Annotated in this window: 19 protein-coding genes, 1 pseudogene and 1 CRISPR repeat array; of the genes and pseudogenes, 11 read left to right on the top strand and 9 right to left on the bottom strand. The window is 41.8% G+C overall.

The window, feature by feature from the left end; translation table 11 throughout:
• Positions 1 to 11: 11 nt before the first annotated feature.
• The gene (locus V7K67_RS32695) at positions 12 to 1,304 is read right to left on the bottom strand and encodes a hypothetical protein (RefSeq protein WP_334733677.1); all 1,293 of its coding nucleotides are present in this window, start codon (positions 1,302 to 1,304) and stop codon (positions 12 to 14) included.
• A gap of 449 nt (positions 1,305 to 1,753) precedes the next feature.
• On the opposite strand from V7K67_RS32695, the gene thrB reads away from it, so the two are divergent.
• The 3 genes from thrB (at position 1,754) to V7K67_RS32680 (ending at position 5,710) form a co-directional block, all read left to right on the top strand.
• Complete coding sequence (thrB, locus tag V7K67_RS32690) at positions 1,754 to 2,668, top strand: homoserine kinase (protein WP_334733678.1); 915 nt, start codon at positions 1,754 to 1,756, stop codon at positions 2,666 to 2,668.
• 42 nt (positions 2,669 to 2,710) lie between these two features.
• On the top strand, positions 2,711 to 3,220 hold the full coding sequence (locus V7K67_RS32685) for a hypothetical protein (protein ID WP_334733679.1): 510 nt from the start codon (positions 2,711 to 2,713) through the stop codon (positions 3,218 to 3,220).
• A gap of 876 nt (positions 3,221 to 4,096) precedes the next feature.
• Complete coding sequence (locus V7K67_RS32680) at positions 4,097 to 5,710, top strand: NAD(P)H-quinone oxidoreductase subunit 4 (protein ID WP_334733680.1); 1,614 nt, start codon at positions 4,097 to 4,099, stop codon at positions 5,708 to 5,710.
• Positions 5,711 to 5,855: 145 nt separating this feature from the next.
• Here V7K67_RS32680 and V7K67_RS32675 read toward each other — a convergent pair whose 3' ends face one another.
• Positions 5,856 to 6,242, bottom strand: a complete 387-nt coding sequence (locus tag V7K67_RS32675; RefSeq protein ID WP_334705786.1) for a CVNH domain-containing protein — start codon at positions 6,240 to 6,242, stop codon at positions 5,856 to 5,858.
• A 197-nt stretch (positions 6,243 to 6,439) separates the two neighbouring features.
• On the opposite strand from V7K67_RS32675, the pseudogene V7K67_RS32670 reads away from it, so the two are divergent.
• Both V7K67_RS32670 and V7K67_RS32665 read left to right on the top strand, forming a co-directional pair.
• A pseudogene (locus tag V7K67_RS32670) lies at positions 6,440 to 6,727 on the top strand (Uma2 family endonuclease); the annotation flags it as partial.
• A gap of 245 nt (positions 6,728 to 6,972) precedes the next feature.
• Positions 6,973 to 7,245: an element excision factor XisH family protein gene (locus V7K67_RS32665; protein WP_335170140.1), complete on the top strand. Its 273-nt coding sequence runs from the start codon at positions 6,973 to 6,975 to the stop codon at positions 7,243 to 7,245.
• Between the two features lie 14 nt (positions 7,246 to 7,259).
• Here V7K67_RS32665 and V7K67_RS32660 read toward each other — a convergent pair whose 3' ends face one another.
• The 4 genes from V7K67_RS32660 to V7K67_RS32645 all read right to left on the bottom strand — a co-directional run bounded on the left by V7K67_RS32660 (position 7,260) and on the right by V7K67_RS32645 (position 11,433).
• Positions 7,260 to 7,820, bottom strand: coding sequence for an antibiotic biosynthesis monooxygenase (locus V7K67_RS32660; protein WP_334733684.1), 561 nt, complete (start codon positions 7,818 to 7,820; stop codon positions 7,260 to 7,262).
• A 187-nt stretch (positions 7,821 to 8,007) separates the two neighbouring features.
• The gene (locus V7K67_RS32655; protein WP_335170138.1) at positions 8,008 to 8,931 is read right to left on the bottom strand and encodes an SMP-30/gluconolactonase/LRE family protein; all 924 of its coding nucleotides are present in this window, start codon (positions 8,929 to 8,931) and stop codon (positions 8,008 to 8,010) included.
• 71 nt (positions 8,932 to 9,002) lie between these two features.
• A CRISPR array of direct repeats spans positions 9,003 to 9,538; the repeat unit is 37 nt; unit sequence GTTTCAATCCCTAATAGGGATTTTGATGAATTGCAAT.
• A gap of 397 nt (positions 9,539 to 9,935) precedes the next feature.
• Positions 9,936 to 10,226 carry a hypothetical protein gene (locus V7K67_RS32650; protein ID WP_334733687.1) on the bottom strand — a complete coding sequence of 97 codons (291 nt, stop codon included), beginning with the start codon at positions 10,224 to 10,226 and terminating at the stop codon, positions 9,936 to 9,938.
• 367 nt (positions 10,227 to 10,593) lie between these two features.
• On the bottom strand, positions 10,594 to 11,433 hold the full coding sequence (locus V7K67_RS32645; protein ID WP_334733699.1) for a prephenate/arogenate dehydrogenase: 840 nt from the start codon (positions 11,431 to 11,433) through the stop codon (positions 10,594 to 10,596).
• A gap of 69 nt (positions 11,434 to 11,502) precedes the next feature.
• Between V7K67_RS32645 and V7K67_RS32640 the strand changes: the two genes are divergently transcribed.
• The 3 genes from V7K67_RS32640 (at position 11,503) to V7K67_RS32630 (ending at position 14,774) form a co-directional block, all read left to right on the top strand.
• Positions 11,503 to 13,068 (top strand): pentapeptide repeat-containing protein, encoded by a 1,566-nt coding sequence (locus tag V7K67_RS32640; protein WP_335170153.1) that lies wholly within the window; start codon positions 11,503 to 11,505, stop codon positions 13,066 to 13,068.
• Positions 13,069 to 13,225: 157 nt separating this feature from the next.
• Positions 13,226 to 13,819, top strand: a complete 594-nt coding sequence (locus V7K67_RS32635) for a DUF1517 domain-containing protein (RefSeq protein ID WP_334733688.1) — start codon at positions 13,226 to 13,228, stop codon at positions 13,817 to 13,819.
• A 70-nt stretch (positions 13,820 to 13,889) separates the two neighbouring features.
• Complete coding sequence (locus V7K67_RS32630; protein ID WP_334733689.1) at positions 13,890 to 14,774, top strand: hypothetical protein; 885 nt, start codon at positions 13,890 to 13,892, stop codon at positions 14,772 to 14,774.
• A 157-nt stretch (positions 14,775 to 14,931) separates the two neighbouring features.
• Here V7K67_RS32630 and V7K67_RS32625 read toward each other — a convergent pair whose 3' ends face one another.
• Together V7K67_RS32625 and V7K67_RS32620 are read right to left on the bottom strand one after the other, a co-directional pair.
• Entirely contained in the window at positions 14,932 to 15,705 is a 774-nt protein-coding gene (locus V7K67_RS32625; RefSeq protein ID WP_334733690.1) for a hypothetical protein, read from the bottom strand.
• A gap of 230 nt (positions 15,706 to 15,935) precedes the next feature.
• Positions 15,936 to 16,343, bottom strand: coding sequence for a hypothetical protein (locus V7K67_RS32620; RefSeq protein WP_335170135.1), 408 nt, complete (start codon positions 16,341 to 16,343; stop codon positions 15,936 to 15,938).
• Positions 16,344 to 16,410: 67 nt separating this feature from the next.
• Between V7K67_RS32620 and V7K67_RS32615 the strand changes: the two genes are divergently transcribed.
• Positions 16,411 to 17,076: a class I SAM-dependent methyltransferase gene (locus V7K67_RS32615; protein WP_334733692.1), complete on the top strand. Its 666-nt coding sequence runs from the start codon at positions 16,411 to 16,413 to the stop codon at positions 17,074 to 17,076.
• A gap of 567 nt (positions 17,077 to 17,643) precedes the next feature.
• Positions 17,644 to 20,454 (top strand): ATP-binding protein, encoded by a 2,811-nt coding sequence (locus V7K67_RS32610; protein WP_334733693.1) that lies wholly within the window; start codon positions 17,644 to 17,646, stop codon positions 20,452 to 20,454.
• A gap of 228 nt (positions 20,455 to 20,682) precedes the next feature.
• Here V7K67_RS32610 and V7K67_RS32605 read toward each other — a convergent pair whose 3' ends face one another.
• Entirely contained in the window at positions 20,683 to 20,862 is a 180-nt protein-coding gene (locus V7K67_RS32605; RefSeq protein WP_334733694.1) for a hypothetical protein, read from the bottom strand.
• Between the two features lie 1,673 nt (positions 20,863 to 22,535).
• Here V7K67_RS32605 and V7K67_RS32600 point away from each other — a divergent pair.
• Complete coding sequence (locus V7K67_RS32600) at positions 22,536 to 23,477, top strand: N-acetylmuramoyl-L-alanine amidase (protein WP_334733695.1); 942 nt, start codon at positions 22,536 to 22,538, stop codon at positions 23,475 to 23,477.
• The last annotated feature ends 756 nt before the right edge of the window (positions 23,478 to 24,233 follow it).

Genomic DNA, 24,233 nt, shown 5'->3' with positions numbered 1-24,233 from the left:
TCCTGCCTCCTTCAACGAATGCCATCATTATCAATAGCGCTGTAGCTGTCGCTGGGGAAAAGACCTAACCAAGGGTCAGAACTAGGAGTTAAAAATAGTTGGGCGTATACTTTGTCATTGAGCGCTTCCACACTCCTTGTTTGCTTATCCTGTATAAACCATTGATGAATTTGGCTGTGCAGCATGTATTCATTTCTGACTGTATCTAAAGCCATTGTGGCTTCAAATTTTTTTACTATTATCGGCAAGTTATCTTCCTGAGTGTTGGCAGATTGAGACTTTTTAGCTCTGATTAGAGAAATGCTGTTCTGATCTAGCTTGACATCAGTGGCATAGAGTTGAGCGATTTTGTCCCACACTTTTTGATCGGTTATTTCCGCTAAGGCGTTTTGATTCCGTTCAGCATCAGACTGTAAAGCACTTAGCATTGGCGTTTCAACTCTCATTTTAGAAACTGCTAGAGAGCTTGCTATTGCCGCTGTCGGTGGCTGACTGGGATTTTTCGGAATTTCCACCAACTTAGGGGGAGACTGGATACCTAGGCGAGATAAATCTGCAACCCATTGGGCTTGGATTGAATTCAGGCGATCGCTATGGTATTTTTTTAAAAAAGACTCGCGATCGCTTGGTGTAAGTTTGCTGTAACTTTTCACTGCTATTTCAGCCTGCTGTAGCTGGCGCAAAAATTCTTTGGGACTATATAACCCTGGAATTGCATCGATTGGACGACCTGATGCATCCAATATATAATGAATGCTATTGCCTGTAATCGTTCGCTCCAACTTGCGTCCGTCGCCAAAATCAATAGTTACTTTGGGTACAGGGCGCACTGATTGCCAGTGCAAAATGAAGCGGTCTTGAAGCAGTTTAGAAATTTCAACATTCGGATACAGTGCGACTCTGAAGAACCTACTATTCGCACAACTCAAATCTTGATCCAGCCTGCCCAATAACCGTAGAGATAAAATGGGTTTACCACTAGTTCTAGCAGCAGCTTTGGCTTGTTCTATATCAGTGTACCAGTACAGACGAGAGGCGTAACAGTCTCGTTGCTGGCAGAGTTCATCTAAGGCTACACGGAGTACAGGGGAAGGTAGAACTGTACCTGAAGAATCGCTATTTAAGTTATTGGCATGGGATTTGAGAAATACTTGTAACCCTGTTGGGCCTTGTTTCCGAAGTACAGAAACTTCTTGAGATAGCTTGGAGATTTCAGCTACAGGAGTTTGAGCATCAGCCGTCTGCAAAAAACTGAAGCTGATTAACATGAGTGCAAAAGGATATTTGAAGGTTCTAAATTTCATATATTTTCAGAGGTTACTAATATTTGATATGTGTGCTAATGGTTTTTATGAATCATTTTCAAGACCTTTATTAAAACCTTGTAAATTACAAATTCTGCAAATTATATTTTTTGGAATTTGTAATTTTTATAGTGTATCTGTACTATAACAGTCCTAAATCATTCGTGGCAATTAGAGGTAGAATTTTTACTGAGCCACCAATACGTGGGATGCTGGGGAAGCATCTGAGTGAAAGCAAATATACCTGGCAAATAGAAATCGCGGTTATACAAACTTTCGTCCGCCTGCGCGGACTCAAGGAATTTAAAGCCCACGGAGGTGGGTTTTGTCTGTATAGCTGCGTTCGCCCTTGGCGTGCCGGAGGCATCATTCTATTCGCCAGGGCTAGATATATTTTTACAAAAGTGAGATGCTCCCGGATGCTGGTTGATGATTAGTGAGTTTTACCAATGTCTGTTGTTTCTAGTATCACTGTTACTGTTCCCGCCACAACTGCTAATTTGGGGCCTGGTTTTGATTGCATCGGTGTAGCTTTAAAGCTATACAACCAATTCAAGTTCACTCGTCTAGAAGAGGGTGGGCTAACTATTCATGTTACTGGTACGGAAGCTGAACGAGTCCAAACTGATCAGAACAATCTCCTCTACCAAGCATTTGTCAAGTTCTATCAACATATAGAGCAAACGCCGCCCATTGTAAAAATAGAGATTAAGTTAGGTGTTCCGTTAGCAAGGGGTTTGGGTAGTTCGGCCACAGCAATTGTTGCTGGCTTGGTTGCTGCTAATCAACTTGAGGGTACGCCGATCAGTCAGTCACAGGTAATGGAGTTAGCGATCGCAATGGAAGGACATCCTGATAATGTAGTTCCAGCTTTGTTGGGAGGATGTCGTCTCGCTGCTACCAGTGGTACAGCTTGGGAAATTTGTGATGTTCCCTGGCATAAAGATGTTGTCGCAATTGTGGCTATTCCTGATTTTGAACTTTCCACTTCCGAGGCGCGGGATGTTCTCCCAACAGAGGTAAGTCGTGCCGATGCGATTTTCAATACGGCGCATTTGGGGTTATTGTTGCGCGGTTTAGAAACTGGTAACGGACAATGGTTAAAGACTGCTCTACAAGATAGATTGCATCAACCATATCGTAAAGCTTTGATTCCTGGTTATGATGCTCTTAACATCGCAGCTGTTAGCGCTGGTGCTTATGGTATGGTGATTAGTGGTGCGGGGCCAACACTGTTAGCTTTGGCAGATAAGTTACACTCAGAGGCAGTGGAGGCGGCGATGTTAGCTGCTTGGCAAGAAGAAGGAATTACAGCCGAGGTGCGATCGCTTTCTCTCGATACCCAAGGCGCAAAAATCTTTTAAAAAATCAGATAACTATTTTACTCAGCACTTAAAAGTCGATTTATGGAGCAAATTCAGGCTGAAATGGCGGCGCTTAACTCCCAAATACAGATTCTTTTAGAAGAACGCGCTGCACTCACTATTAATAATGTCATCTCTGGCGAGAGTGATTCACCCCAGGCAATGGTGGAAGCATACCGCCGTCAAGCCAGAGAAAATGCCCAATTATCAGTTGAACTCCAGGGCATAGATGCAGCGATCGCCGCCTTGGAAGCCCAGATCAAACAAAAACAAGGTAAGTTAGTGCGATCGCAAGGTGAATCAAAGCAACTTATCCTCCAGCAGCAGCTAGAGGAGGCGAAAGAAGTGGCACAGGTTCATGCTGAACGCATTAATCAACTAGCGGGAGAACTGGCCGCAGAAGTCCGTTTTCTTAAGGCTTGTGCCAATCAACTGAGTCCAATGTATTGGCAGATTTATTACAAGCCCTTCATTACTGGGTTTAAAACAATCTCTGTTCCCTATGTCCGCTCAGATGGGGAAGTGTGGACAATTGTCAACCGGATCGTTTAATGTCAGCATTTCTAAACTAGAAATACTTTACTAACATTAATTTTTTCAATAGACATCTCCAGAAATTAAATATGCGTTATCCAGAATCCTTGTAGAGACGTAGCAGTGCTACGTCTCTACATTCATTTTCGGAGATGTCTAATAACCATTTGACATCACAAGACAGTTGGTGAAGAAGGCAGAAGGCACGATTCCTTCTGCTTTCTGCCTTTCTTGCTAAAATCGTCCATATCGAGAGACTTTAACCCATGACGCAAGATTTTGCACTTTTAAAGCGGATATACAATGTTTTCGACCCATTTCGACCGACCAAGCACTAAAAATTCAACCTGATAATTACGAAGTTTGGAACAATCGGGGCAATGTGCTAGGAAATTTAAAAGGGAACAGGGAACGGGCAACAGGGAACAGGGAACGGGCAACAGGCAACAGGGAAATCCCCATAATTAAAATCAGGGGATTTGTACAAGGACACATTGAAACATCGTGGCTGACGCCATCTCGTTTCAAATATTTTTATCTCTTTTCATAAATAAATTTAGGGGCTTTAAACCCTGTATTCGGGGCTAATTTTTTTTCTGTTCCCTGTTAAGAGTTCCCTGTTCCCGCCCCGAAGGGGCTTGGTAACGATTTTGTAATGGTGACTTTAGCTACCGTTTTTTGTTGACGTTGCAAAAGTTTACATTTAAAATGGAAAACGTCAAAATCCGATAAGTATTTATTCTTATTTATCCTGAAAAACTGACATTTAATGAGTATATATTCTTGTCGAGAAGCAAAAATTTAATCTTTCAGAGTTCAAGAAAGGTTACAAAAGTACGAATTCCTTAATATAATGTAACTAAAAGCGAGAAAGCAAATTGATTGTCAGAAGTGATGAATGCTATTGAATTTCCCTGGCTAACAGCCATAATCCTCTTACCCTTGGTGGCTGCCTTAGCCATCCCCCTAATCCCAGACAAAGAAGGTAGAACTGTGCGGTGGTATGGTTTGGGAGTTGCGATCGCCGACTTTGCACTGATGATTTATGCCTTTTGGCATAACTACGACTTTCAGAGTTCAAAACTCCAACTTGTAGAAAACTATCCTTGGATACCGCAGTTAGGTTTGCATTGGGCTGTGGGGGTTGATGGTTTATCGATGCCCTTACTACTTCTGACAGGCTTAATAAATACCCTCGCAATCTTCGCGGCTTGGAAAGTTACCACCAAGCCGCGATTATTTTATGGTTTGATGTTAGCGATGTATAGCGCCCAGCTTGGTGTATTTGTCGCCCAAGATTTGCTGTTGTTCTTCCTAATGTGGGAAATCGAGTTAGTGCCGGTTTACCTGCTGATTTCCATCTGGGGAGGACAAAACCGCCGTTATGCAGCTACTAAATTCATTCTTTACACCGCCGCCGCATCAATATTTATCTTGATTGCCGGCTTTGCAATGGCATTCTCTGGAGATACCGTCACCTTCGACATGGCAACTCTGGGAATGAAAGAATATCCCAAAACCTTGGAATTATTAGTTTATGCAGGTTTCTTGATTGCCTTTGGCGTGAAGTTACCGATTTTCCCCTTACACACTTGGCTACCTGATGCCCACGGTGAAGCGTCCGCACCCGGTTCGATGATTTTGGCTGGTGTGCTGTTAAAAATGGGTGGTTATGCCCTCATCCGCTTCAATGTGGAAATGTTGCCTAATGCCCATGTGACTTTTGCGCCAGTGTTAGCGATTTTGGGTGTGGTGAACATTGTCTACGGTGCTTGCTGCGCCTTTGCCCAAACCAATCTCAAACGCCGCTTGGCTTACTCTTCAATTGCCCACATGGGGTTTGTGCTGATTGGAATTGCCTCTTACACAGAGTTAGGTATCAGCGGTGCAGTGCTACAGATGGTTTCTCACGGCTTGATTGCTGCTAGCTTGTTCTTCCTATCCGGCGTGACTTACGATCGCACTCACACCTTGATGATGGATAAAATGGGCGGTATGGCCAAGGTAATGCCCAAAACCTTTGCTCTGTTTACCATTGGTTCAATGGCTTCTCTCGCCTTACCTGGAATGAGTGGTTTTGTGGGTGAGTTGATGGTATTTCTCGGTATCGCCACCAGTGATGTTTACAGTTCTAGCTTCAAAGTTGTAGTAGTGCTATTGTCAGCCGTTGGCGTGATTTTGACACCGATTTATTTACTGTCGATGCTGCGTCAAGTGTTCTACGGTGAGCAAAATCAAGAGTTGCACTTGGATGCTGTAATATCTGATGTCAAACCCCGCGAAATATTTATCACCGCTTGTTTGCTACTGCCAATCATCGGAATTGGTTTCTATCCCAAGTTGGCAACGCAGACTTATGATGTAAAGGCAGTAGAATTAGCCACCCATGCTCGTCAAGTTCTACCAGTTGTTGCTCATCAGCAACCATCAAGTCTGTACTCGCGGATTTTCTCTGCACCAACATTGGCTAATTCTCAAGTTGAAAGTTCAATTAATATTTCTGAGTAAATTAACTTCCCATTAAGGGGGCTGCAAGTAAATTCTAAATATTCACGGGAATAAAGGGGTGGTTGCGAAACCACCCTTAAACTTTTGGAATTATTGAGTTGAAGTAGGAGCAATTCATGAATTGCCCCTACCGTGTGGTTCAAAATTATTCAAATTTCAGAGTTCCGTCAATATTGGTAATGTGTTCATTAAGATCAATGTATGTTCCGAGAGATGTCTGTCCGTCAGCTGTTTCGCATTCAGCACGGAGTCTGCTAGCACCAGCTAAACCAATATTGTCGCAGGTCAGAGCAAATTTATCTCCCTCCCAATCTAATGTTCCATCAAGATTGGCGATATATGGATTTAAGTCGATGGAAGTTGTAGAAGGAGTATATCCATCAGCTTTTTGGCAAGTAGCTGTTAAGGTTGAGCCATCAACACTAATATTTTTACAGGTTTGAGAAAATTGACCAGTTCCCCAAGCGTTACCCATGACTAAGTTAAAGCTCAGAAAGATAGCACACAAAAAAGTTGCACAAATTTTCAGCATTAATCCTCCGTTCTAAAGTAGATAATTGGTTAAACTAACCAAGAGGAAATTTTATCCTGTTGTATTTTTATTTATTTAAAGATAATAGTTCTTAACTATACCTGATACTCTACGAGACACTACGCAAATGGAAAGCAACTCTTGGAGACGCTACGCGAATACTAACGCACAATACCAACCCATCTATCGACTCAACCACACGTTGGGAAGCGATACCAGGAGAACTGCGAAAAAAATTTGCACCGATTTGTCCTGAGTTTGTGATTGAATTGCGTTCTGAGAGTGATAACTTGCGAATTTTGCAAGATAAGATGCAAGAGTATATTGATAATGGCACACAACTTGGTTGGTTAATTGATAGAAAACAACGCCGAGTTTTTATTTATCGTCCTAATATTGCGGTTGAAGTATTGAATAACCCTAAGACTCTGAGTGGTGAACTATTGCTACCTGGGTTTGTTTTAGATTTAAGTCAGGTTTGGTAGGGAGTAAGCTAGTCTTATAGTACCGAAAAAGACTGACATAGATACAATATCAGTCTTTATACGAATGTTTTGTTAGAGTTAGGCTCAAACCTGGATTTCTCACCAGATTTATCAAACCGAAGTGCAGAGGTCGTAGGGGCGGGTTAAGCGAGACATTCATGAATGATAGATCATATCTGTTAACCCGCCCCTACTGGTTGTGAGAAATGCGGGTCAAAGCATGACCAAAAAAATGCTAGGAATCTATGGCAGCGAAAGACATATTCTATGATGCTGTAAGACGCGCTTTGGAGAAAGAGGGTTGGCTCATTACTAATGACCCGCTTTTCCTCCGTTTTGGTGGTTTGGATATGTATATCGACCTTGGTGCAGAGAAAGATTTGGCAGCTGAACGAAATCAAGAAAAAATTGCGATTGACGCCAATGAACTTATTAGTCGAGGTATACCCAAAAAAGATATTGTTTTGGCTTTTCATTCCCCATTTAAACGACAATTTACCGAGTTTGCTGTTGGTTAAATTCATTTCAATCGCTAAACTTTTCGTGATTTAGGATATAGCCAAAAGCTGAACAAACGGCTAACTCTAGGCATGACAACATAAGTTAATAGCAAAACCATAGTAATGGTAACGATCAACGAAATAATTAAGGGGGGTAAGCCGCGAATCAGGGGTGTTATAAACGTATTCAACAAATTAATCAACACAAATACCGCTCCCCAAGTTAGCAATGCTGTTTTATAGCGTGGTGGAGTTTTCAGTGGTTGACCAGGAAGAGAAAACCAAGCTTCTAATCCACTGATTTGTTGAACATCAGGATCAGATTCCACCAAATGTTTACCTTGATTCAGGCAATATTCGCGATCGCGCGATGTCATCCACACCTTCAAACTTTCATAACTGTCAAACCGAAAGATGATCACATATTCGTTTCGCACCCCAAGTTGAGGACGAATCACATTTGTTCCCAGATGACCTATATAGGTTCTAGAAACTCTGGTAATTTCTTTCAACCAAGCCTCATAAGCAGTTTCACATCCTGGTTTGACAATTTGTGTAATGACTACGGTTACAAATTGATCGTCCTGTTCCATCTCCATTAGTTATTTCAATCAATTTTGGATTTTAGATTTTAGATTTTTTCGTGTAGCTTGTTTTTTGGGGAGCGAATATCAATTTGCTTTCTGTAAAACATTTTGAAATTTTGGACTTCGAGTGACTTGTACTTCGACAAACCTCAGTACAAGTCACTCGAACGCTTTTCAATTCAAAATCCAAAATTTAAAATCTAAAATTCGGATATCCAACTTTTCCAACCTCAAGCCGAACAACATTAGCAGGAACTACACCTGTACGCGGAGGTAAAAACATTCCACCATTGGTGACAACATAAATCGCGGTGCGATCGCTTTCATTTTGACCAAAAGCCACGGCTGTGCTACCAATTACACCTGCCTCAGCTTGAGCAATAATAGTAGTAGTGCGATCGCTTGCAATTCGTACCACACTATTGTATATGTGAGTCGCCCCGTAAAGATTGCCTTCCACATCAAAGGCAAAGTCATCAATATTAGTTTGCTCAACAAAGATTTCCGGTTCACCTGGTTGATTTGCGGTATCAACGGGAATCCGCAACAACAACATTTTTTCCGTATTTGAAACGTAGAGGAAATCACCAAAACGCTTCAAACCATTTGCCGCCGGAGTGACATTTTCCGAATTGCTACGAGCAAGTAAAGGATGTTCTAGCCAAATTGATCCATGACGTTGAGCGATATCAATCAGCCAAATTGCACCCCGATATGAATCTGCTGTCAAATATTGAGTGCCAGAAAGCGGAGTGATGCCATTGAGAAATATTGCATCTGGCAGTTTCAGCAAGGTTTCCACTGTCCCATCATTGGCGACTAAAGAAACTACTGGTATAGACTCAGCATTCCAACCTGTTGCTACCAAACCCCCGTTGGCAGTGAAAGCAAGACCACTCACTTTGCCCTCAACAGTAGCATGAATCTGCTGATTGCCATCTGGACTAATGCGAACAATCTTGCCAACTTCGTGGTTAGTTACAAAGATTGTGCCATCTGGTGCGATCGCTAGATTTTCCAAAAAAGTATTGACAGGAAACGAGGCAATAACTTTAACAGGTGCCAATTCAATCGGCTTATCTGCATAAATAGACGGTAAACCTGCGGAATTTCCCATATTCACCTAATGCTGTAATTGAATGGGCCTACCAAATTTTCGCATCTCTGCAAAAACTCAAACTGCTTTTAAGTTTACTCCCTAATAGGGATTTTGATGAATTGCAATCAGAACGCCCTTTATTCTCATCATCATTGCTAATTGCAGTTTCAATCCCTAATAGGGATTTTGATGAATTGCAATTCATATCGAGCCGTGGCACTGTGCTGCTTACCGCGTTTCAATCCCTAATAGGGATTTTGATGAATTGCAATGCTGTGGAGTCTTTACCGCCACTGTATGATAATGTTTCAATCCCTAATAGGGATTTTGATGAATTGCAATCATCATCAATTTTGGCAGCACTGGCATCTGGGGAGTTTCAATCCCTAATAGGGATTTTGATGAATTGCAATTCAATACCCGATTTATATCGCACAAGCTGCAAAGTTTCAATCCCTAATAGGGATTTTGATGAATTGCAATTGGAAGGTCAATCCTAAGTAATCGCCCCAAAAACGTTTCAATCCCTAATAGGGATTTTGATGAATTGCAATTATTATAAATAATTGATTTTGAAGGCTTGTAAATGTTTCAATCCCTAATAGGGATTTTGATGAATTGCAATAGCGGCAGGCTGAAAGCCAAGCTATATTTAGTTTTCAAGGTGCAGTTGCGCGAATCTAGAGTAATCATAGCATTAGAGAATTTCTTTGGGAAGAGTTTCGGGAAAGATTGAAGGCTGACACCCAGTTTTTGTAAGCATTTCAAAGATTGCGCGGATGACGATCGGGTCATTAATGAGGTGAAATGCTTGCTGGTGTTGAGATAGAAGCACTTTTTTGAGGCTGTGGAATTTTTACACCTACCCTTCCGCGCATTTTTAGATACAGGAAACCTGTGAGATGATGCGATCGCTAAAAATAACCTAATGGTGATGGGGGGCACGATCGCTGCTTTCAGAGCCAGAAATCCCAGTCTTCATATACTTATAGCCTCCCACATCACACGCAACAATAGTAATACTACTCTTGAGACTCCTCAGAGACGGATTCTGATTCGGTTTCAAGTTCTTCTGTTTTGACTTTGGGGGCTGGAAGTTTAACGGGTTTTGGGCCACGCGCTAGGGCAGGATTTCCCTGCTGCCTGTTTTCATCCCCTAATGATTTTTTCCCTTTATCAGACGAGCGATTACGGCTCGGTTTTGAGTTTTTGGGGTTGGATTCAATCGGAGTTATAGAATCCGTGTTCTCGGAATTTTTGTCAGTGCTTTCTTGGGACTGACGTTCCGATTTTTTGATTGGGCGTTCTACCATTGTTGATTTTTGTAAATTTATCTGTATAGTACATCGGTTTGGTGGCTATCAAACTGTTGAGTAGCATTTTTTAAAGATTTTATGAGAAAAGAATTCAGGAGTCAGAATTCAGAATTGAAGAAGAATTCAGGAGTCAGAATCAAGACGAAACTCGAAAATACTCGCTAATGCTGCGCTATCAGTCGTGGTTCTAAATCCACGACTGAATTGTTGCCCCACCAAATATAAAAATGGGTGCGTTAACGATCAATACGGTTCAGATAAGCTTTTTTCTCCCCCTGCATCCCCTGCTCCCCCTGCCTGCCTCAACGGATAAATTTCTTAACCCAAGCGTATTGCGTTAACGATAGCTGAACGCACCCAACAACTATTTAACAAAATCAGGTCGTGCCTGTTGCCTTGATTTAAACTTTTCTTCTAAAACTGTCCAATTTTCTTGCTCGATTAAGTTAGTCAACTCATCGAGATGATGACGATATTGTTGCAGCGATCGCAGCAAAGCTTGACGATTATACCGCGCCATCATCACACCCAACTCTGGATTCCCGCCTCCCACACGACTGGTATCCCGAAAACCGGAACTAGCTAACTTTTGGGCTAGTTGCAAAACATCGGGGTCACTTTCACTCAAACAAGCAGCAATCAACGAGGAACTGACCATTACAGGTAAATGGGAAATCCAACTCACCGCACGGTCATGTTGTTCTGGTTGACAATAGTAGATATTCGCTCCCAGCGCTCGCACAATTTCTTCCACAACCGTAATTGCACTAATTGGTGTTGTAGTCGTTGGTGTTAGAACATAAGGTTTATCGACAAATAAATGCCGTTGTGCAGCTTCTATGCCATTGTCTGTTCTTCCAGCCATTGGATGACCGCCGATAAAATTATCCCAAAGGGGGGAAATTTCCTTAACTATCTGTACTTTCGCCGAACCCACATCAGTTACGACTGTTGCCACAGACAAATGAGCGATTAACTGCTCAAATTGGGGCACAATAAGGGCTAGAGGTGTACAAATAAATACAACTTCTGCGGCTGCTAACAGGCTCAGATCAACAGATGCTTCATCAACACTGCCGAGACTAACTGCCTTTTGACAGGTGGCTTCACGGCGACTAACTCCTAAGATATGATGTCCTTGCGATCGCAAATCAAAACCCAAAGATCCGCCAATCAGTCCCAATCCTAAAATTCCAATATTCATTTTTGATTTTGACATTCTGTTTTTATGACTTTACCAACTATTAAAGTTGGCATCCAAGGGGTAGCATCAATGACTGTAGAGGAATTACTAGAAAAATATACAGCAGGAGTCTTAAACTTTAGTGGTGTTGACCTTGCAGAAGCTAACTTGAGTGGGGTCAAACTCAGTGGTGTGAATCTTAGCGATGCTAATTTGAGTATAGTTAACCTGAGTGGCGCGAATTTGAGTGAAGCTAACTTGAGCAATACCAAGCTAAATGTAGCTAGACTGAGTGGCGCGAATCTATGCAGCGCTATTTTGAACAATGCCAGTCTCAACGTCGCTAATTTGATTCGAGCGGATCTCAGTCGCGCTCAACTAAGAGGAGCCTCATTGATCCGCGCCGAGTTAATTCGCGCTGACCTTAGTCGCGCTGACCTGTTGGAAGCTGATCTCACCAGTGCCGATTTGCGAGAGGCGACACTCCGCCAAGCGAATCTCCGTCACGCTAACTTGAATGAGACCGTCTTGAAAGGTGCTTCTTTGACGGGAGCTAACTTAGAGATGGCTAACTTAAACTCCAGTGACCTGAGTCGTTCCGATCTAAGCGGTGCAAATTTGCGAGAAGCTGAACTCAGACAAGCCAATCTTAGCCATACTAACTTGAGCGGGGCAGACTTGAGCGGCGCAAATCTCCGGTGGGCAGACTTGAGCGGTGCAAATCTTCGGTGGGCAGATTTGAGCGGGGCAAAATTGAGCGGCGCTGATTTAATTGGCGCAGATTTAAGCAATGCCAATTTAACGAATACGAGTTTAGTCCACGCCAACTTAACCCAGGCAAAATTAATTAGAGCAGAATGGGTCGGTGCTGACTTAACAGGAGCAACTTTAACTGGAGCCAAGCTTTATGCCACCTCCAGATTTGGTTTAAAAACTGAAGGGATGATTTGTGAATGGGTTGATCTTAGTCCAAATGGCGATCGCTCCATTATCCAAAACTTCCATTCTGAAGAGTCACGAGATTTTTTTAACGAAACACCCCCAACAATAAGGATTATCGTTGATGCAGCCCTAGAACACGAAGCCAATTTTGCGATCGCAGGCGCTTACTACCAAATTGCTCAAGAATATCGGCTCCTAAAACAACCCCCAAGCATCGAAAGTGGTCGTCGTCGAACTATTTTCACCTTTCATGTAGATAGCGACGAAGCATTATTCCCCACTGCTTACATTGTGATTCTTCCCTTTTTAGATGCCGCATCTACTCAAAAAAATATTTCCAGCATGGTGGAAATGATTAATAGTCAACTTGTTGGGAACCAAGATTTAAAATCACCCGATATGGTGAAACAATTAAATATTCTTTTAGAACAAGCCATAAGTCAGGCTACAACAATTAAACAGGTGAAAAAAAATATTGAAGTAGCTGCAAAGTTAAATTTTTGTAAAGCCCCAACCCAAATAATTTTAACAAATTCCAGCGCCCACATTTTGATTGTCCATGACCATCCCTACTTTGGGAAAAGATTTATTAATCGTTCTGCTCTCAAGGCTTCAGCTTATGATGATATATCCAGTGAACCAACAAAATATATATTACCTTCCTTAGACATGATTATAGATTTTATCAAAGGATTTCACTATATTAGTCATTAGTCATTTATCATTAGACATCTGGTGAAAATGAATGTAGAGACGTAGCAATGCTACGTCTCTACAAGGACTCTGGATAACGCATATTTAATTTCTGGAGATGTCTATTTGTCATTAGTTCAATGCCTCATGACTAATAAAAAAAAGATAGAGGAAGAAAATGAGCAACATTTTTAATAAAATGATCGGTCGAACTCGCTATGTAGTATTCCGCCTATTTCTGCACTTAGGGGGAGGCGAAGTAGCGCCAATTTTGGGACTATTAAATAGTGCTGGGCGAGATGCGATTGATGCCGATGGTGACTTAGAAGTTTTGGGAGAAGGATTAGTAGAAATTAGCCAAACCCTGCTGCAATATGATGAATATTGGCTTTCTGCTGCTAACGAAGGTGATGTCTTTTGGAGTGAAGGCGAGGCGGGAGATTACGTCAATGAATTATTTACGAACTCTGCCGAAAGATATCTCAGTGAACCAAATTACAGTTCTGACTCTGAATTGAATGAACCTTTATCAATACCTGTAACCCGTAATGTCATTGTGATGCTTACAGTAGCTTATGAAGGAGAAGTACCAGAGTTAGAAACTGACCTTTCTAACGTTCAGGCACTCAAGGAAGCTTTGAAAGCCTTAATCAACCTACACTATAAACATAAGCTCCAGGCAATCCAGGTACATTTCTCGCCAGCACAGTTAGGCGATGAACTTACTAGCGATCAACTTTTGCAATATTACCCAGAATTGATTCCTTTGTAATCTGTTGGGTAGTCCGTACTTACTACTCACATCGAGAAATTGTTAAGCTCAGAGGTAGGACAATAATCCAATGATCATGACCATAGTACGTAAATTTACAGCCGTTTTTTTAGCTCTGAGTTTGTGTATCACAACTGTCGCCTGTGGTGGCGAAAACCAAACCAACTCTTCAGCTAAGAACGTTAACCAAACCTCTAATACCACTAAGCTGAGTGACGGGCAGTATCAAATACAACAAGCTACTTATGATGATGCAAGTGGTGAGTACAGCTTGTTTTTACTTAATAATAAGCCACCGACATTTTCAACCGAAAATTTGCAAATGGCACGGTTAACTGATGATGAAATCAAGCAGGGTAAGAAGACCTATCTAAAGGTAGAAAAAGGACAACCGATTTTATATCTAACGGAAGACTTTAAAATTGAGTATGTCCACAACGTTACCGAAAATAAAACCAATCCCCAAACAGGACAACAAGAGGCGGTTGTAGTCCGTCGAGAAAATAGCTTCTGGGCCCCCTTTGCTGGGTCTGTAGCTGGTAGCTTGGCGGGTCAGGCACTTGGTAGTCTGTTGTTTAGACCCCAGTATTATGTACCCCCTGTCTATCAACCAGGACAAGGATTAAGTGGCTTCGGTGGATATGGCGGAAGCTATGGCCAAGCAGTTCAAAACTATCAAACTCGCTACAACACGCCACCCGCAGCCGTGACAAACCGTACTGCGTTCCGCAATACAGGGACAATCAGAAGGTCATATCCTGGAAATTCAAATGTACCCAATACACCGCGTAGCACTACAGGTAATAACCGTCCTTCTGGTTCTGGTTTTGGCGGTAGTAACTTAAGACCCTCTGGTAACTCCAGCACTACCAAACGCAATTCTGGTAGCGGTTTTGGTAGTGGGCGTAGTACAGCACCCCGTCGTTCAACTGGTTTTGGCAGCAGACGCCGTTAGGAAATTCCAAGTTAAATAAGTCGGGCGACTAGAAGTCGCGGCTACACAAGCAAAGTCCACCTCCGTGGACTAATGCAAAATCAAGGGTTTTTTAATCTGCTTAGATGGGTTTTACCTGTGTAGCTGTGATTTCTAATCGTCAAGTTTCTTGTAATAATTAAGCAGTCTTAAAAAATCGAATGATTTCGCGGACATGATCGAGAAATTGCCCGTCGGTGGAAAGTTGCGCGATCGCATTTCTGGCTTCTCTTGCCAAACGCTCATGTTCGGTTTGATTTGTCGCCCGTAATTCCTCTAAGTTAGCCGCAATTCGGGCTAAGTCTCTGCGAGTCTCTTCAGCAAAGCGTTGTTGAGTTGCAGATAAGGAATAGGGCTGTTCTGGGTTGAGTTGATCTTCCAACGACTGAATTTTTTGTTCCAATGTAGAGAAGCGATCGCGCAGTTCAAAAATATCTTCGCGGGGATACTTCCATTCTTGGCGAATCATCGCTAGCCGTGCATATAAATACTCATAAGCGCGAATCGCGGGACGCAGAATTGTTAATAACAAAGCTGCACCAGAACTTATATATCCCACCGTACTAATACCTGTAGCAGCCAGAGTATAAAGACCAACGGCTGAGAATAAGTGTAGAGCAATGGCAACCCAGAGCGATCGCTTGGCCAAAAGTGTGACATACTTCACTTGTTTCCCATCGACTGGAATCCCTTTCTCAGTTGATTGTGCTGCTTCTGCTAAGACTTCTTTGGCTTGAAAATGCACATTCCACGGTACGGTAACAATTACCAACAGCCACCAAAAACTTGCACCACCAATCACCCAATCAAGAAAGTTACCCGCAGGGATGTGCAACCATTGCAGTAGTCCAAAAGCCGCCAGCACTACAACTACAATTCCAGCTATAGAACTGATGAAAAAGTTAATATACATCTTGCCCTGTCTCCGGTGAAACTATTACCTCGATCATGACTGTAACCCAGCAGTTATACGTAAATTATTGTGATGGTTTTTCCCTTTGCACACACCAGCTTTTCGATCAGATAGCTACGCCAATTACAGCAATTTTCAGGTAAATGGTTTCTAACCGCCGATTTAACTACCTTTTTATGGAAAATAGCGACAGAAAGGATTGTGATGATTTTTCTAGTTGCACATACCAGCTATTGGATGAGATAGCTACGCCAAATTGATTGAGTATTTTTACTGCCTTTTTCTGGAAGCAGCAATCGCCAGGTTTTACCTTCTTGCTGAATTTGCAGGTAAACGTCAAAGGGTTTTTGTGGTTGCGTCAAGCTTCGTTTTGGTAGCTTAACAATCAAGTCGTAGGTTCCCCGAACGCGGAAAGCTGGTAAATTTTCAATGGTTAAGGGTTGTTCCTGGGTAATTGATAGCCGCTTAATTTCAAATCCTTGAAAATCTAGATCCAATTGTTGGCTAAGTTTTTGTTGAGTTTGTTCTAACCCAAGTGCGATCGCTTTTTGCACTAACTCGCTAGTCGGTAGCAGTCCAATACTGCCACAAGCTGTTACTAACACTAGCAATATTGCTGTCAAAACTAACCGCACCATGTTATTCCTGAAATTCCACTTATCAGCGATAGTATAACTGTAGATTCTCTTAATTTTCTCATCTACCATGCCAAAACAGTCTATAGGTCTTGATAACCAACTCTACAATTATCTTTTATCCGTTTCGCTGCGGGAACCAGAGATTCTTAGGAAGTTGCGCCAAGAAACTGCTAGTCACCCCAGGGGTGGAATGCAGATTTCACCAGAACAAGGGCAGTTTATGAGACTTCTGATACAGTTAATTGGAGCCAAGAAAACCCTAGAAGTTGGAGTGTTTACAGGTTATAGCTCACTTTCTGTAGCTTTGGCACTATCGGCTGATGGGAAAATCATTGCTGCGGATGTGAGTGAAGAATTTACTGCGATCGCCCGTCGATATTGGCAAGAAGCTGGGGTTGCCGATAAAATCGATCTACGATTAGCACCAGCTTTAGAGACTTTAGATCAATTATTGGCAACTGGGCAAGCCGAGACATTTGATTTTGCTTTTATTGATGCCGATAAAGAAAATTATGATGGATATTATGAGCGATCGCTGCAATTAGTCCGTCCAGGTGGATTGATTGCGATTGATAATGTTTTATGGTCAGGAAAAGTTGCCCAGGAGCAAATTCAAGATGAAAGCACCCAAGCACTCCGGGCGCTCAACAAAAAGTTACATCATGACGAACGAGTAACACTCTCCCTTGTCCCCATCGCCGATGGACTTACTTTAGCCATCAAGCGACCTTAGAGTGCTGAGTATGGTATAAAGGAGTTCGGAAATATTGAGGGGTTGATGTTGGGTTTCACTACGTTCCACCCAACCTACGAATGATTAAATTCCATACTCTTTTTGTAATGGGCTGGATGAGTATTCTGAATTCTGACTCCTGTTTTATTAGAGAATTCAGGAGTCAGGAATCAGAATACAGTTGGATATTATGGACTAGTAGTCTGTCAATAAATAATTGATGGATAAATTCCTTGTAGAGACGGCGATTTATCGCGTCTCTCTAACTGTCAAAAGTTTTGATAGGTGAATCAAATTTCAATTTCTCTTCTTTCCTTCTTCCTTTGCGCTCTTCTCTGACGAGACGCTGCGCGTAGCTTGCTTCTTTGCAGGAGTATGCGGTTCGTTCTCTTAACCCTCAAATTTAATGGAGCAATGCTGTGCGCTTACGACTGGCGCGACGCTGAGAGAATCAAAGTATTTTAAGACACGCTCCATACAGAATTTTTCTGTTCAGAACACTTAGCAGATGGGAACTCTAGTTAGTAAGCTTAATTAATTACAGTATCCCACCCAAGACTACCAATCATGTCCCATTTTGCTCATTCCACTTTGGGCCAATCTCCTTACCCTCGCTTAACTAGAAGCCTGAGTGCTGTTGAAAGTTGGGGTTTTGGTTTGACGGCTCATATTTCTTGGACAGCATTGGTTCCAGCAATTCATGCTGCTCTCGGTTTCCAAGCTATTTTTGTTTGGATACCTGCGGTGATTTTTGGAATGCTACTCAACTATCAAGTAAAACGCTTGGGTATACATTTTATGAATGTGGCTGGAGGAACACCTAACTATGCTACCAAGCTACTGCAACACTACCCAGGACTAGCTCGCTATGCAGCAATTGGATACCTTCTCAACTGGGTTTCTTACCTGTCAGTTAATACAATCGTACTCAGAGATTTAATTAAGGTGAATTTGGAGGCGCTGGGTATTACCTGTCCAGATATATTTTTGGATTTGAGCTTTACACTGTTGCCTTTTATCGTGGCGTTTAGTGGGACTCGCGCCCTAAGTATTTTACATTTGTTTTTTGTAATTCCAGCCTTTGGACTGCTAATAACTTTCTGTGTGCAAGGTCTAACTTGGTTAGCGTTTTCTCCCGTTAGTCCTGGGTTTTTTCCTAATAATTGGTCATCCTTGAGCTTTGTAGATTGGGCAAAGTGGTTCTTTTTCGTCACTTATGCAACCTACAGCTGTGAAACGGCTTCTTCTTTTGTCGCTGATAGCCGTCAACCCACCCAGACGCTACGCTTTCTAGACGTTGCCGCTTGGATGATGCCACCCATCTTTTTGGGTGGGTCTTGGGTAGTAATGCGGTTAGCAACAGATCCCAACCTTAAAGATAATGCTTTTCTGAATCTTGTGGCAGCTTCCCTGCCCTTTTGGGGAAGATTTGCTGGTTTAAGTGTTTCTTTTTTGTTAGTCGCTGCTTGTCTACTAGGTTCGGCAACGGTGGTTTCTAATTGCCCGCGAATTCTGTATCAATTGTCCTTAGATAACCACATTTCACCAGTATTTTCCGTTGTCTCACGTCGGGGTGTGTTTGTTCCAGCTTTGACATTGACACTGGTATTATGCTTAGTCTATTTGATTTGGGGAGATGTCGCGCGAATCGTTGCTGTTGGTAACGTCGGTTGGTTTGTCTCCTTTATGTTACTGCATCTAGGGCTTTGGCTTGGGCGCGATCGCCCAGAAGTTTTGTTCCCTCGCATATCTCTAGGCATTTTTCTATTAGAAGTTGTAGTGCTGTTGGTGGGCGGATTTGCCTGGGGTTGGCTTAATTTACTGATTGGGTTATTGTTTCCTATTGGTGTCTTAGGAATTGATGCAGTAATTCGCCGTGTGAATTTTGCTCCCTTCCATACCAGTTGGTGGCTGCGGCGATATCGCACGCGCTCTGTGGTAATCATCAAAGATTCAGTAATTCTTCAGGTGAGCATCCTGATTTTTTTACTGTGTAGCGCAGTGGCAGTTGGCTGGTTATTTGGTGTCAAACTTAATAACGTGGCAATTGCGGGGGGTGAGAATATATTTGTGGTGTTGCTGATGAGCGTGGCATTTGTAGGCGTAGCGATCGCTTGTTGGACAACTATACCGCAAGTGGTGGCGATCGCAGAAGCTCGAGAATCTGCCGAACACCTGTTTACTGTTGCCCAAGATGGTATTTTAGTCGTAGACGATCAAGGCATTATTCGGCAAGCTAACCCAGCCACCAAATCATTCTTTGGTGTCAACCCATCTGAGTTGCGGGGAAATCACCTCAACAAATGGCTACCCGCATTAGTCTACTATCCAGACCAGTGGACAAAGCGTAGCGAACAACCCTTACTCAGTAATGGGAAAAACAGAACTCTGGAAGTTTCCATTTCAGACCGACCTCATCAGGATTTTCAGGAATACGTTGTTATTCTTCACGACATTACCCAGCGCAAACAAGCAGAGCAGATATTGCGATACTCAGAAGCACAATTGCGCCAAGAGGCCAAGCAGTTAGCATCTCAACTGGTGCATAGTGAAAAAATGTCCAGTTTAGGGCAGTTAGTCGCAGGTGTAGCGCATGAAATCAACAACCCAGTCAATTTTATCTCTGGCAATATCGGCTATGCGAATCAATATATCCAAGATTTATTGAGACTGCTGCAACTATATCAGCAAAACTATCCTCATCCAGCCACAGAAATTCAAAAAGAAACAGAAGCTATTGATTTAAATTTCCTGATTGCAGACTTGCCCAACTTGCTAACTTCGATGACCGTTGGTGCCGAACGAATCACTGAAATTGTCTTATCTCTGCGAAACTTTTCCCGCTTAGACGAAGCAGAGATGAAAGCAGTGAATATCCATGAAGGTATAGATAATACGTTGATGATTCTAGAACATCGCCTCAAACTTAAATCTAACCATCCAACCATTGAGGTGATTAAAGAGTACGGCGATCTGCCATTAGTAGAATGTTATGCTGGACAACTGAATCAAGTATTTATGAATCTTCTCGCAAATGCGATCGATGCTTTGCAAGAGTCAGTAGAGAATATTGAGTGGGGAGTAGGAGAAAAAGCGCTCCCGACTCCCCAGATACGCATTCAGACTAAACTCACTGGCGAAAATCAGGTAGTTATTTGCATTGCTGATAATGGTACAGGCATTCCAGAAAAGGTACAAAAACACTTGTTTGAACCATTTTTTACTACTAAACCAATTGGTAAAGGTACTGGGTTAGGTTTATCTATTAGTTACCAAATTATCACCCAAAAACATCAGGGAAAATTACAATGTGTTTCTGCTCCTGGTCAAGGGACAGAATTTGTAATTGTAATTCCGCTGAATCAGCAAAGTAATTGAACTGGGGATTGGGGATTGAGAAGATTTGAATGGGGATTCAAACCCCAAGAAAATCTTACTCATACAGGACTTACGCAAAATACCTCTCAAACTCTTATTTCTCCGTGTTCTCTGTGTCTCTGTGGTTCGATTTTCCGTTACCTGTGCGTAAGTCCTATCATATTTTCTTGCCCAGTACCCAGTAAAGCAATACAGTTCAGAATGAGCAACAAAACCCTCAATACGGTTTTAACTGAACCGTATTGGGAGCAGTTCGACCACATCATAAGGAAGGATGCGATCGCGATCGCGCTCGGCAGCTCCCAAAGCAATAAAATCGAAAAGGGTTTGGAGTTCTGGAGAGTTCGCGGTGACAGGAGCCGAGAACTGAAATGTGGAGTCTAGAACTTTTTCTTCAATCTTGATCATTGTTTTTCTCTCCGATATATATGGCATTGAAAATTGATACCAGAACGCGAGCGCGATGCTAATCTTGAAGCTGGCGTTGATAAAATCTTTAACTTGAAAGCGACAAATAATTGATTCAGTTTCAAGAAGATAAATGTTACAAAATAGTTAGTAAAAATATCTGCGATTGCTGCTTGAGACTAATTACAAAGACTCTCAATAGATTACAAAACCCTATAATTAAATAGGCATTTATTCTGTTCAAAAACACAAAAATATGCTTTACTCACATACTATTTTCGTTTATTAAACAGACATGGAAGAAACTCCCAAAGCTAAGATAGGTTACAAAGTACTGTAAATCTATCGGATTACGGGAGTTAATGAGATGATAGGAAATATCCTACAAGGCTAGATAAGGCAAGTCAAGCTTTTCTTGAAGAATCTCAGATTTTGATGTTGAGGCACTTAGTAATAAAATGTGCTGCCATTGATGTAGAGGTGAAAACAACTCTCAATCTTGACACTATACCTCTTGCAAAAGTCCCTAACACCTCACCCCTTAATCTCCCCGATATATTGGGAGAAATCAGAAATCTCTTTCCCTCCTCTTTCTAAGGGTTAGGGTTAGGGTGGGGTAATTCGACAGACTAGTTCTGATTCGATAACTATCGCTAGTCCCGACTTATGTGAGTTTGGGTTGAATCGGCTATCAGATTAATCTTCCCCTAGAAAGCAAAGAGTCTAACCTAAACCGGGTTTATTGATGGAATTCTCCAGTAGCTTCACAAAATTTAAAGATCCTATGTTGAGCCTCTTTTCTTAATCCTCTTTAATCCAATACGCCTAGGTTAGCGCCAAAAACCTTAAGTTATGTTGGGTTGAGGAACGTAGACGCATACTCCTGCAAAGAAGCAAGCTACGCGGAGCATCTGTCTGCGACACGCTGCGCGAACGTAGATAAGTGGCTTCCCGCAGGGTAGCCCAACATTTTCATAGCTTTGTTGGGTTGTGCTTTGCTTCACCCAACCTACAATTTTTCACAAAGCCAAGCGTATTGCTCTTTAATCACTTTCGGGAAAGAATAATCTAGAATCCTGAAAAAATAAGACTTTTAGCAAAAATATTGATTTTAGGCGTAGGTTGAGGAGCCACTGCGCCCTAGCGCTTTACCGACTTCCCGCATCTCTCAAGAGAAGAAGAGTGTGTGGAGCATGTCACAGATTTGAGCATCTTACTAGTACAACACGGCGTAAATAAACCACCCATTTAAAATAGCCAGAAAGCTTACAAAATAAGCATTCTTTCTTTTTACTTTTGCCTTTTTACTTTTGCCTTCTTGTACTAGGTACATTTGTCATAGCTTTCTACTTTTACAAAGCGTTATTATCTGAATAACGGAGACAATCGCGGTATTTCAATTTATTGCAAAAATTAACTTGTTATTTTCGATTTTGGTAACCTATAATAGTTGTGTTTTTGGTTACGATATATCTTGTGATTAGTGGATTCTACCACACAAGATTTCCTGTTCAGGTTCACGCAAAAATTTAATTTGTTTACCAGCGTACTAATGCTTAAAATAATTCGATTGTTGCTAACAAGTACTTCAACAGATTTATTAACAAAACTTTGTCTTTATAATTAGAAGAGTTTTGGACTAGTGTAAAAATAAGTAAGTTGAGGATGAAATCATGAAATTTGGAATTGATAGTGGGCACAATTGTCCACCAGACACAGGAGCTAATGGAATTAGATTTGAGGATAATTTAACTCTAGATGTAGGTAATAGAGTTATAGCCAAGTTAAGAGCTTTAGGAAACGAAGTCGTAGTATGTAGACCAAGTAGTGCCCGTACAGTAACGGAATCGCTTTCAAAAAGATGTTCTACAGCGAATGCAAGCAAAGTAGATATTTACGTCGCGATTCATTTTAACTGTTTTAATGGACAAGCTAACGGCACAGAAGTATATGCAACTAGCGATACAGGTAACAAAATCGCTAAACCTGTACTAGATGAAATCATCAAGTTAGGATTTTTTAATCGCGGCATTAAGAGTGGTTCCCACTTGTATGTTCTGAAACATACAGATATGCCTGCGATTCTTGTAGAAGGTTGCTTCATTGATTCGCAAAAAGATATGAATCTTTTTAATCCTGAAGCAATGGCTAATGCGATCGTTAAAGGCTTAACTGGGAAAGCGTCAAGTGTTCCTGTTAAGCCCGTACAAGATGAAGAAAATAATGTAGACGCGACTATTCTCAGATTGCAAAAGGCCTTAAATCAACTAAAAATAACTGATAAAAATGGTAAGGCATTAGTAGAAGATGGCTTCACCGGGGCTAGCACCAAATCTGCCGTAGAAAAATTCCAGACTATTATCGCAGTTCAGCCGACTGGAATTGCTGACGAAGCTACATGGAATGCCATAAATCTAATTTTGGCAAAACGAATTATCAGACCAAACCATGCTGGTGGTGCAGTTGTCAGATACTTGCAATACCGTTTAGGTGTTGATAATGATGGCGTCTATGGCCCACAAACAGAGGTTATAGTTAAGAACTTTCAAAAGCAAAATGGTTTAGATGCCGATGGCATTATCGGGCCTTCTAGCTGGCAGAAATTAATTGGTTAGACTGAATTATTTGTGCGATCGCCTGAAGCTGTTGAGCTAAAATAATTAAAAGAGATAACCAGGGCGTAGGAAGTCACTTATGCTGCTGACAGGGATATGTTCAGCTTAACCAAGTTGGCGTTTGACTAAGTATCAATCGCATTTGGTCATAAGTAATTTCCTATCGCTCTGGTGCTTTTTTGGCGGTGAAGTTTCGCCAAAAGTATAAAAGTAAAGGGCTTTTCAACTCTATAACAATCATTACTGTTTTGTTGTATGAATGGACACAATTTTTGCTAGCTTTCAAGTCAGAGGAAGGGGGAGATGATCTCATCCTCCTGCTGTGGAACTGGGCAGAGCCTCCACAAGAGCATTACAAGGGAGAGCCTTGTAATGAGAGGCAATCCACATTGGCTGTCTCTATCATACGTAAGTTCTATAGGAATCATATTTGATTGTTGAAATACACGTAGGGTATGAAAGCAAAAAAATTGTGCATTAGACGTAGGTTGGGTGGAGCGGAGCGCAACCCAACATATATCAGGATGTTGGCTTTGGCAAAGCCTCCAACGCCACTTGCTACAACGCTCTTAACCCGCGCAACGCAGTGGCTCCCCAACCTACAATTTTTTTACAACATTTTAGCCTTGTCACACTACTACATATACTTATACTTAGATTTTTTGTAACTGCCTAGCTAGTAGTAATAGAGGAAAGGAAAACAGAGACATTACCTTCTAAAGCATCAGTAATAACTTCGAGGAGATTAAGACCATG

It is taken from the genome of Nostoc sp., from assembly GCF_036917155.1.
GTDB lineage: Bacteria > Cyanobacteriota > Cyanobacteriia > Cyanobacteriales > Nostocaceae > Nostoc.
The sequence above is the reverse complement of the archived record's forward strand: the minus strand, read 5'-3'. Positions and strand labels throughout refer to the sequence as shown.

Bases quoted from the DNA above. Each gene is read 5' to 3' on its own strand.
- V7K67_RS32625 (WP_334733690.1), bottom strand. From the start codon at position 15,705: ATGTATATTAACTTTTTCATCAGTTCTATAGCTGGAATTGTAGTTGTA.
- V7K67_RS32660 (WP_334733684.1), bottom strand. From the start codon at position 7,820: ATGGAACAGGACGATCAATTTGTAACCGTAGTCATTACACAAATTGTC.
- V7K67_RS32610 (WP_334733693.1), top strand. From the start codon at position 17,644: ATGTCCCATTTTGCTCATTCCACTTTGGGCCAATCTCCTTACCCTCGC.
- V7K67_RS32620 (WP_335170135.1), bottom strand. From the start codon at position 16,343: ATGGTGCGGTTAGTTTTGACAGCAATATTGCTAGTGTTAGTAACAGCT.
- V7K67_RS32635 (WP_334733688.1), top strand. From the start codon at position 13,226: ATGAGCAACATTTTTAATAAAATGATCGGTCGAACTCGCTATGTAGTA.
- thrB (WP_334733678.1), top strand. From the start codon at position 1,754: ATGTCTGTTGTTTCTAGTATCACTGTTACTGTTCCCGCCACAACTGCT.
- V7K67_RS32655 (WP_335170138.1), bottom strand. From the start codon at position 8,931: ATGGGAAATTCCGCAGGTTTACCGTCTATTTATGCAGATAAGCCGATT.
- V7K67_RS32665 (WP_335170140.1), top strand. From the start codon at position 6,973: ATGGCAGCGAAAGACATATTCTATGATGCTGTAAGACGCGCTTTGGAG.
- V7K67_RS32645 (WP_334733699.1), bottom strand. From the start codon at position 11,433: ATGAATATTGGAATTTTAGGATTGGGACTGATTGGCGGATCTTTGGGT.
- V7K67_RS32680 (WP_334733680.1), top strand. From the start codon at position 4,097: ATGAATGCTATTGAATTTCCCTGGCTAACAGCCATAATCCTCTTACCC.
- V7K67_RS32695 (WP_334733677.1), bottom strand. From the start codon at position 1,304: ATGAAATTTAGAACCTTCAAATATCCTTTTGCACTCATGTTAATCAGC.
- V7K67_RS32640 (WP_335170153.1), top strand. From the start codon at position 11,503: ATGACTGTAGAGGAATTACTAGAAAAATATACAGCAGGAGTCTTAAAC.
- V7K67_RS32605 (WP_334733694.1), bottom strand. From the start codon at position 20,862: ATGATCAAGATTGAAGAAAAAGTTCTAGACTCCACATTTCAGTTCTCG.
- V7K67_RS32615 (WP_334733692.1), top strand. From the start codon at position 16,411: ATGCCAAAACAGTCTATAGGTCTTGATAACCAACTCTACAATTATCTT.
- V7K67_RS32675 (WP_334705786.1), bottom strand. From the start codon at position 6,242: ATGCTGAAAATTTGTGCAACTTTTTTGTGTGCTATCTTTCTGAGCTTT.
- V7K67_RS32630 (WP_334733689.1), top strand. From the start codon at position 13,890: ATGATCATGACCATAGTACGTAAATTTACAGCCGTTTTTTTAGCTCTG.
- V7K67_RS32600 (WP_334733695.1), top strand. From the start codon at position 22,536: ATGAAATTTGGAATTGATAGTGGGCACAATTGTCCACCAGACACAGGA.
- V7K67_RS32685 (WP_334733679.1), top strand. From the start codon at position 2,711: ATGGAGCAAATTCAGGCTGAAATGGCGGCGCTTAACTCCCAAATACAG.
- V7K67_RS32650 (WP_334733687.1), bottom strand. From the start codon at position 10,226: ATGGTAGAACGCCCAATCAAAAAATCGGAACGTCAGTCCCAAGAAAGC.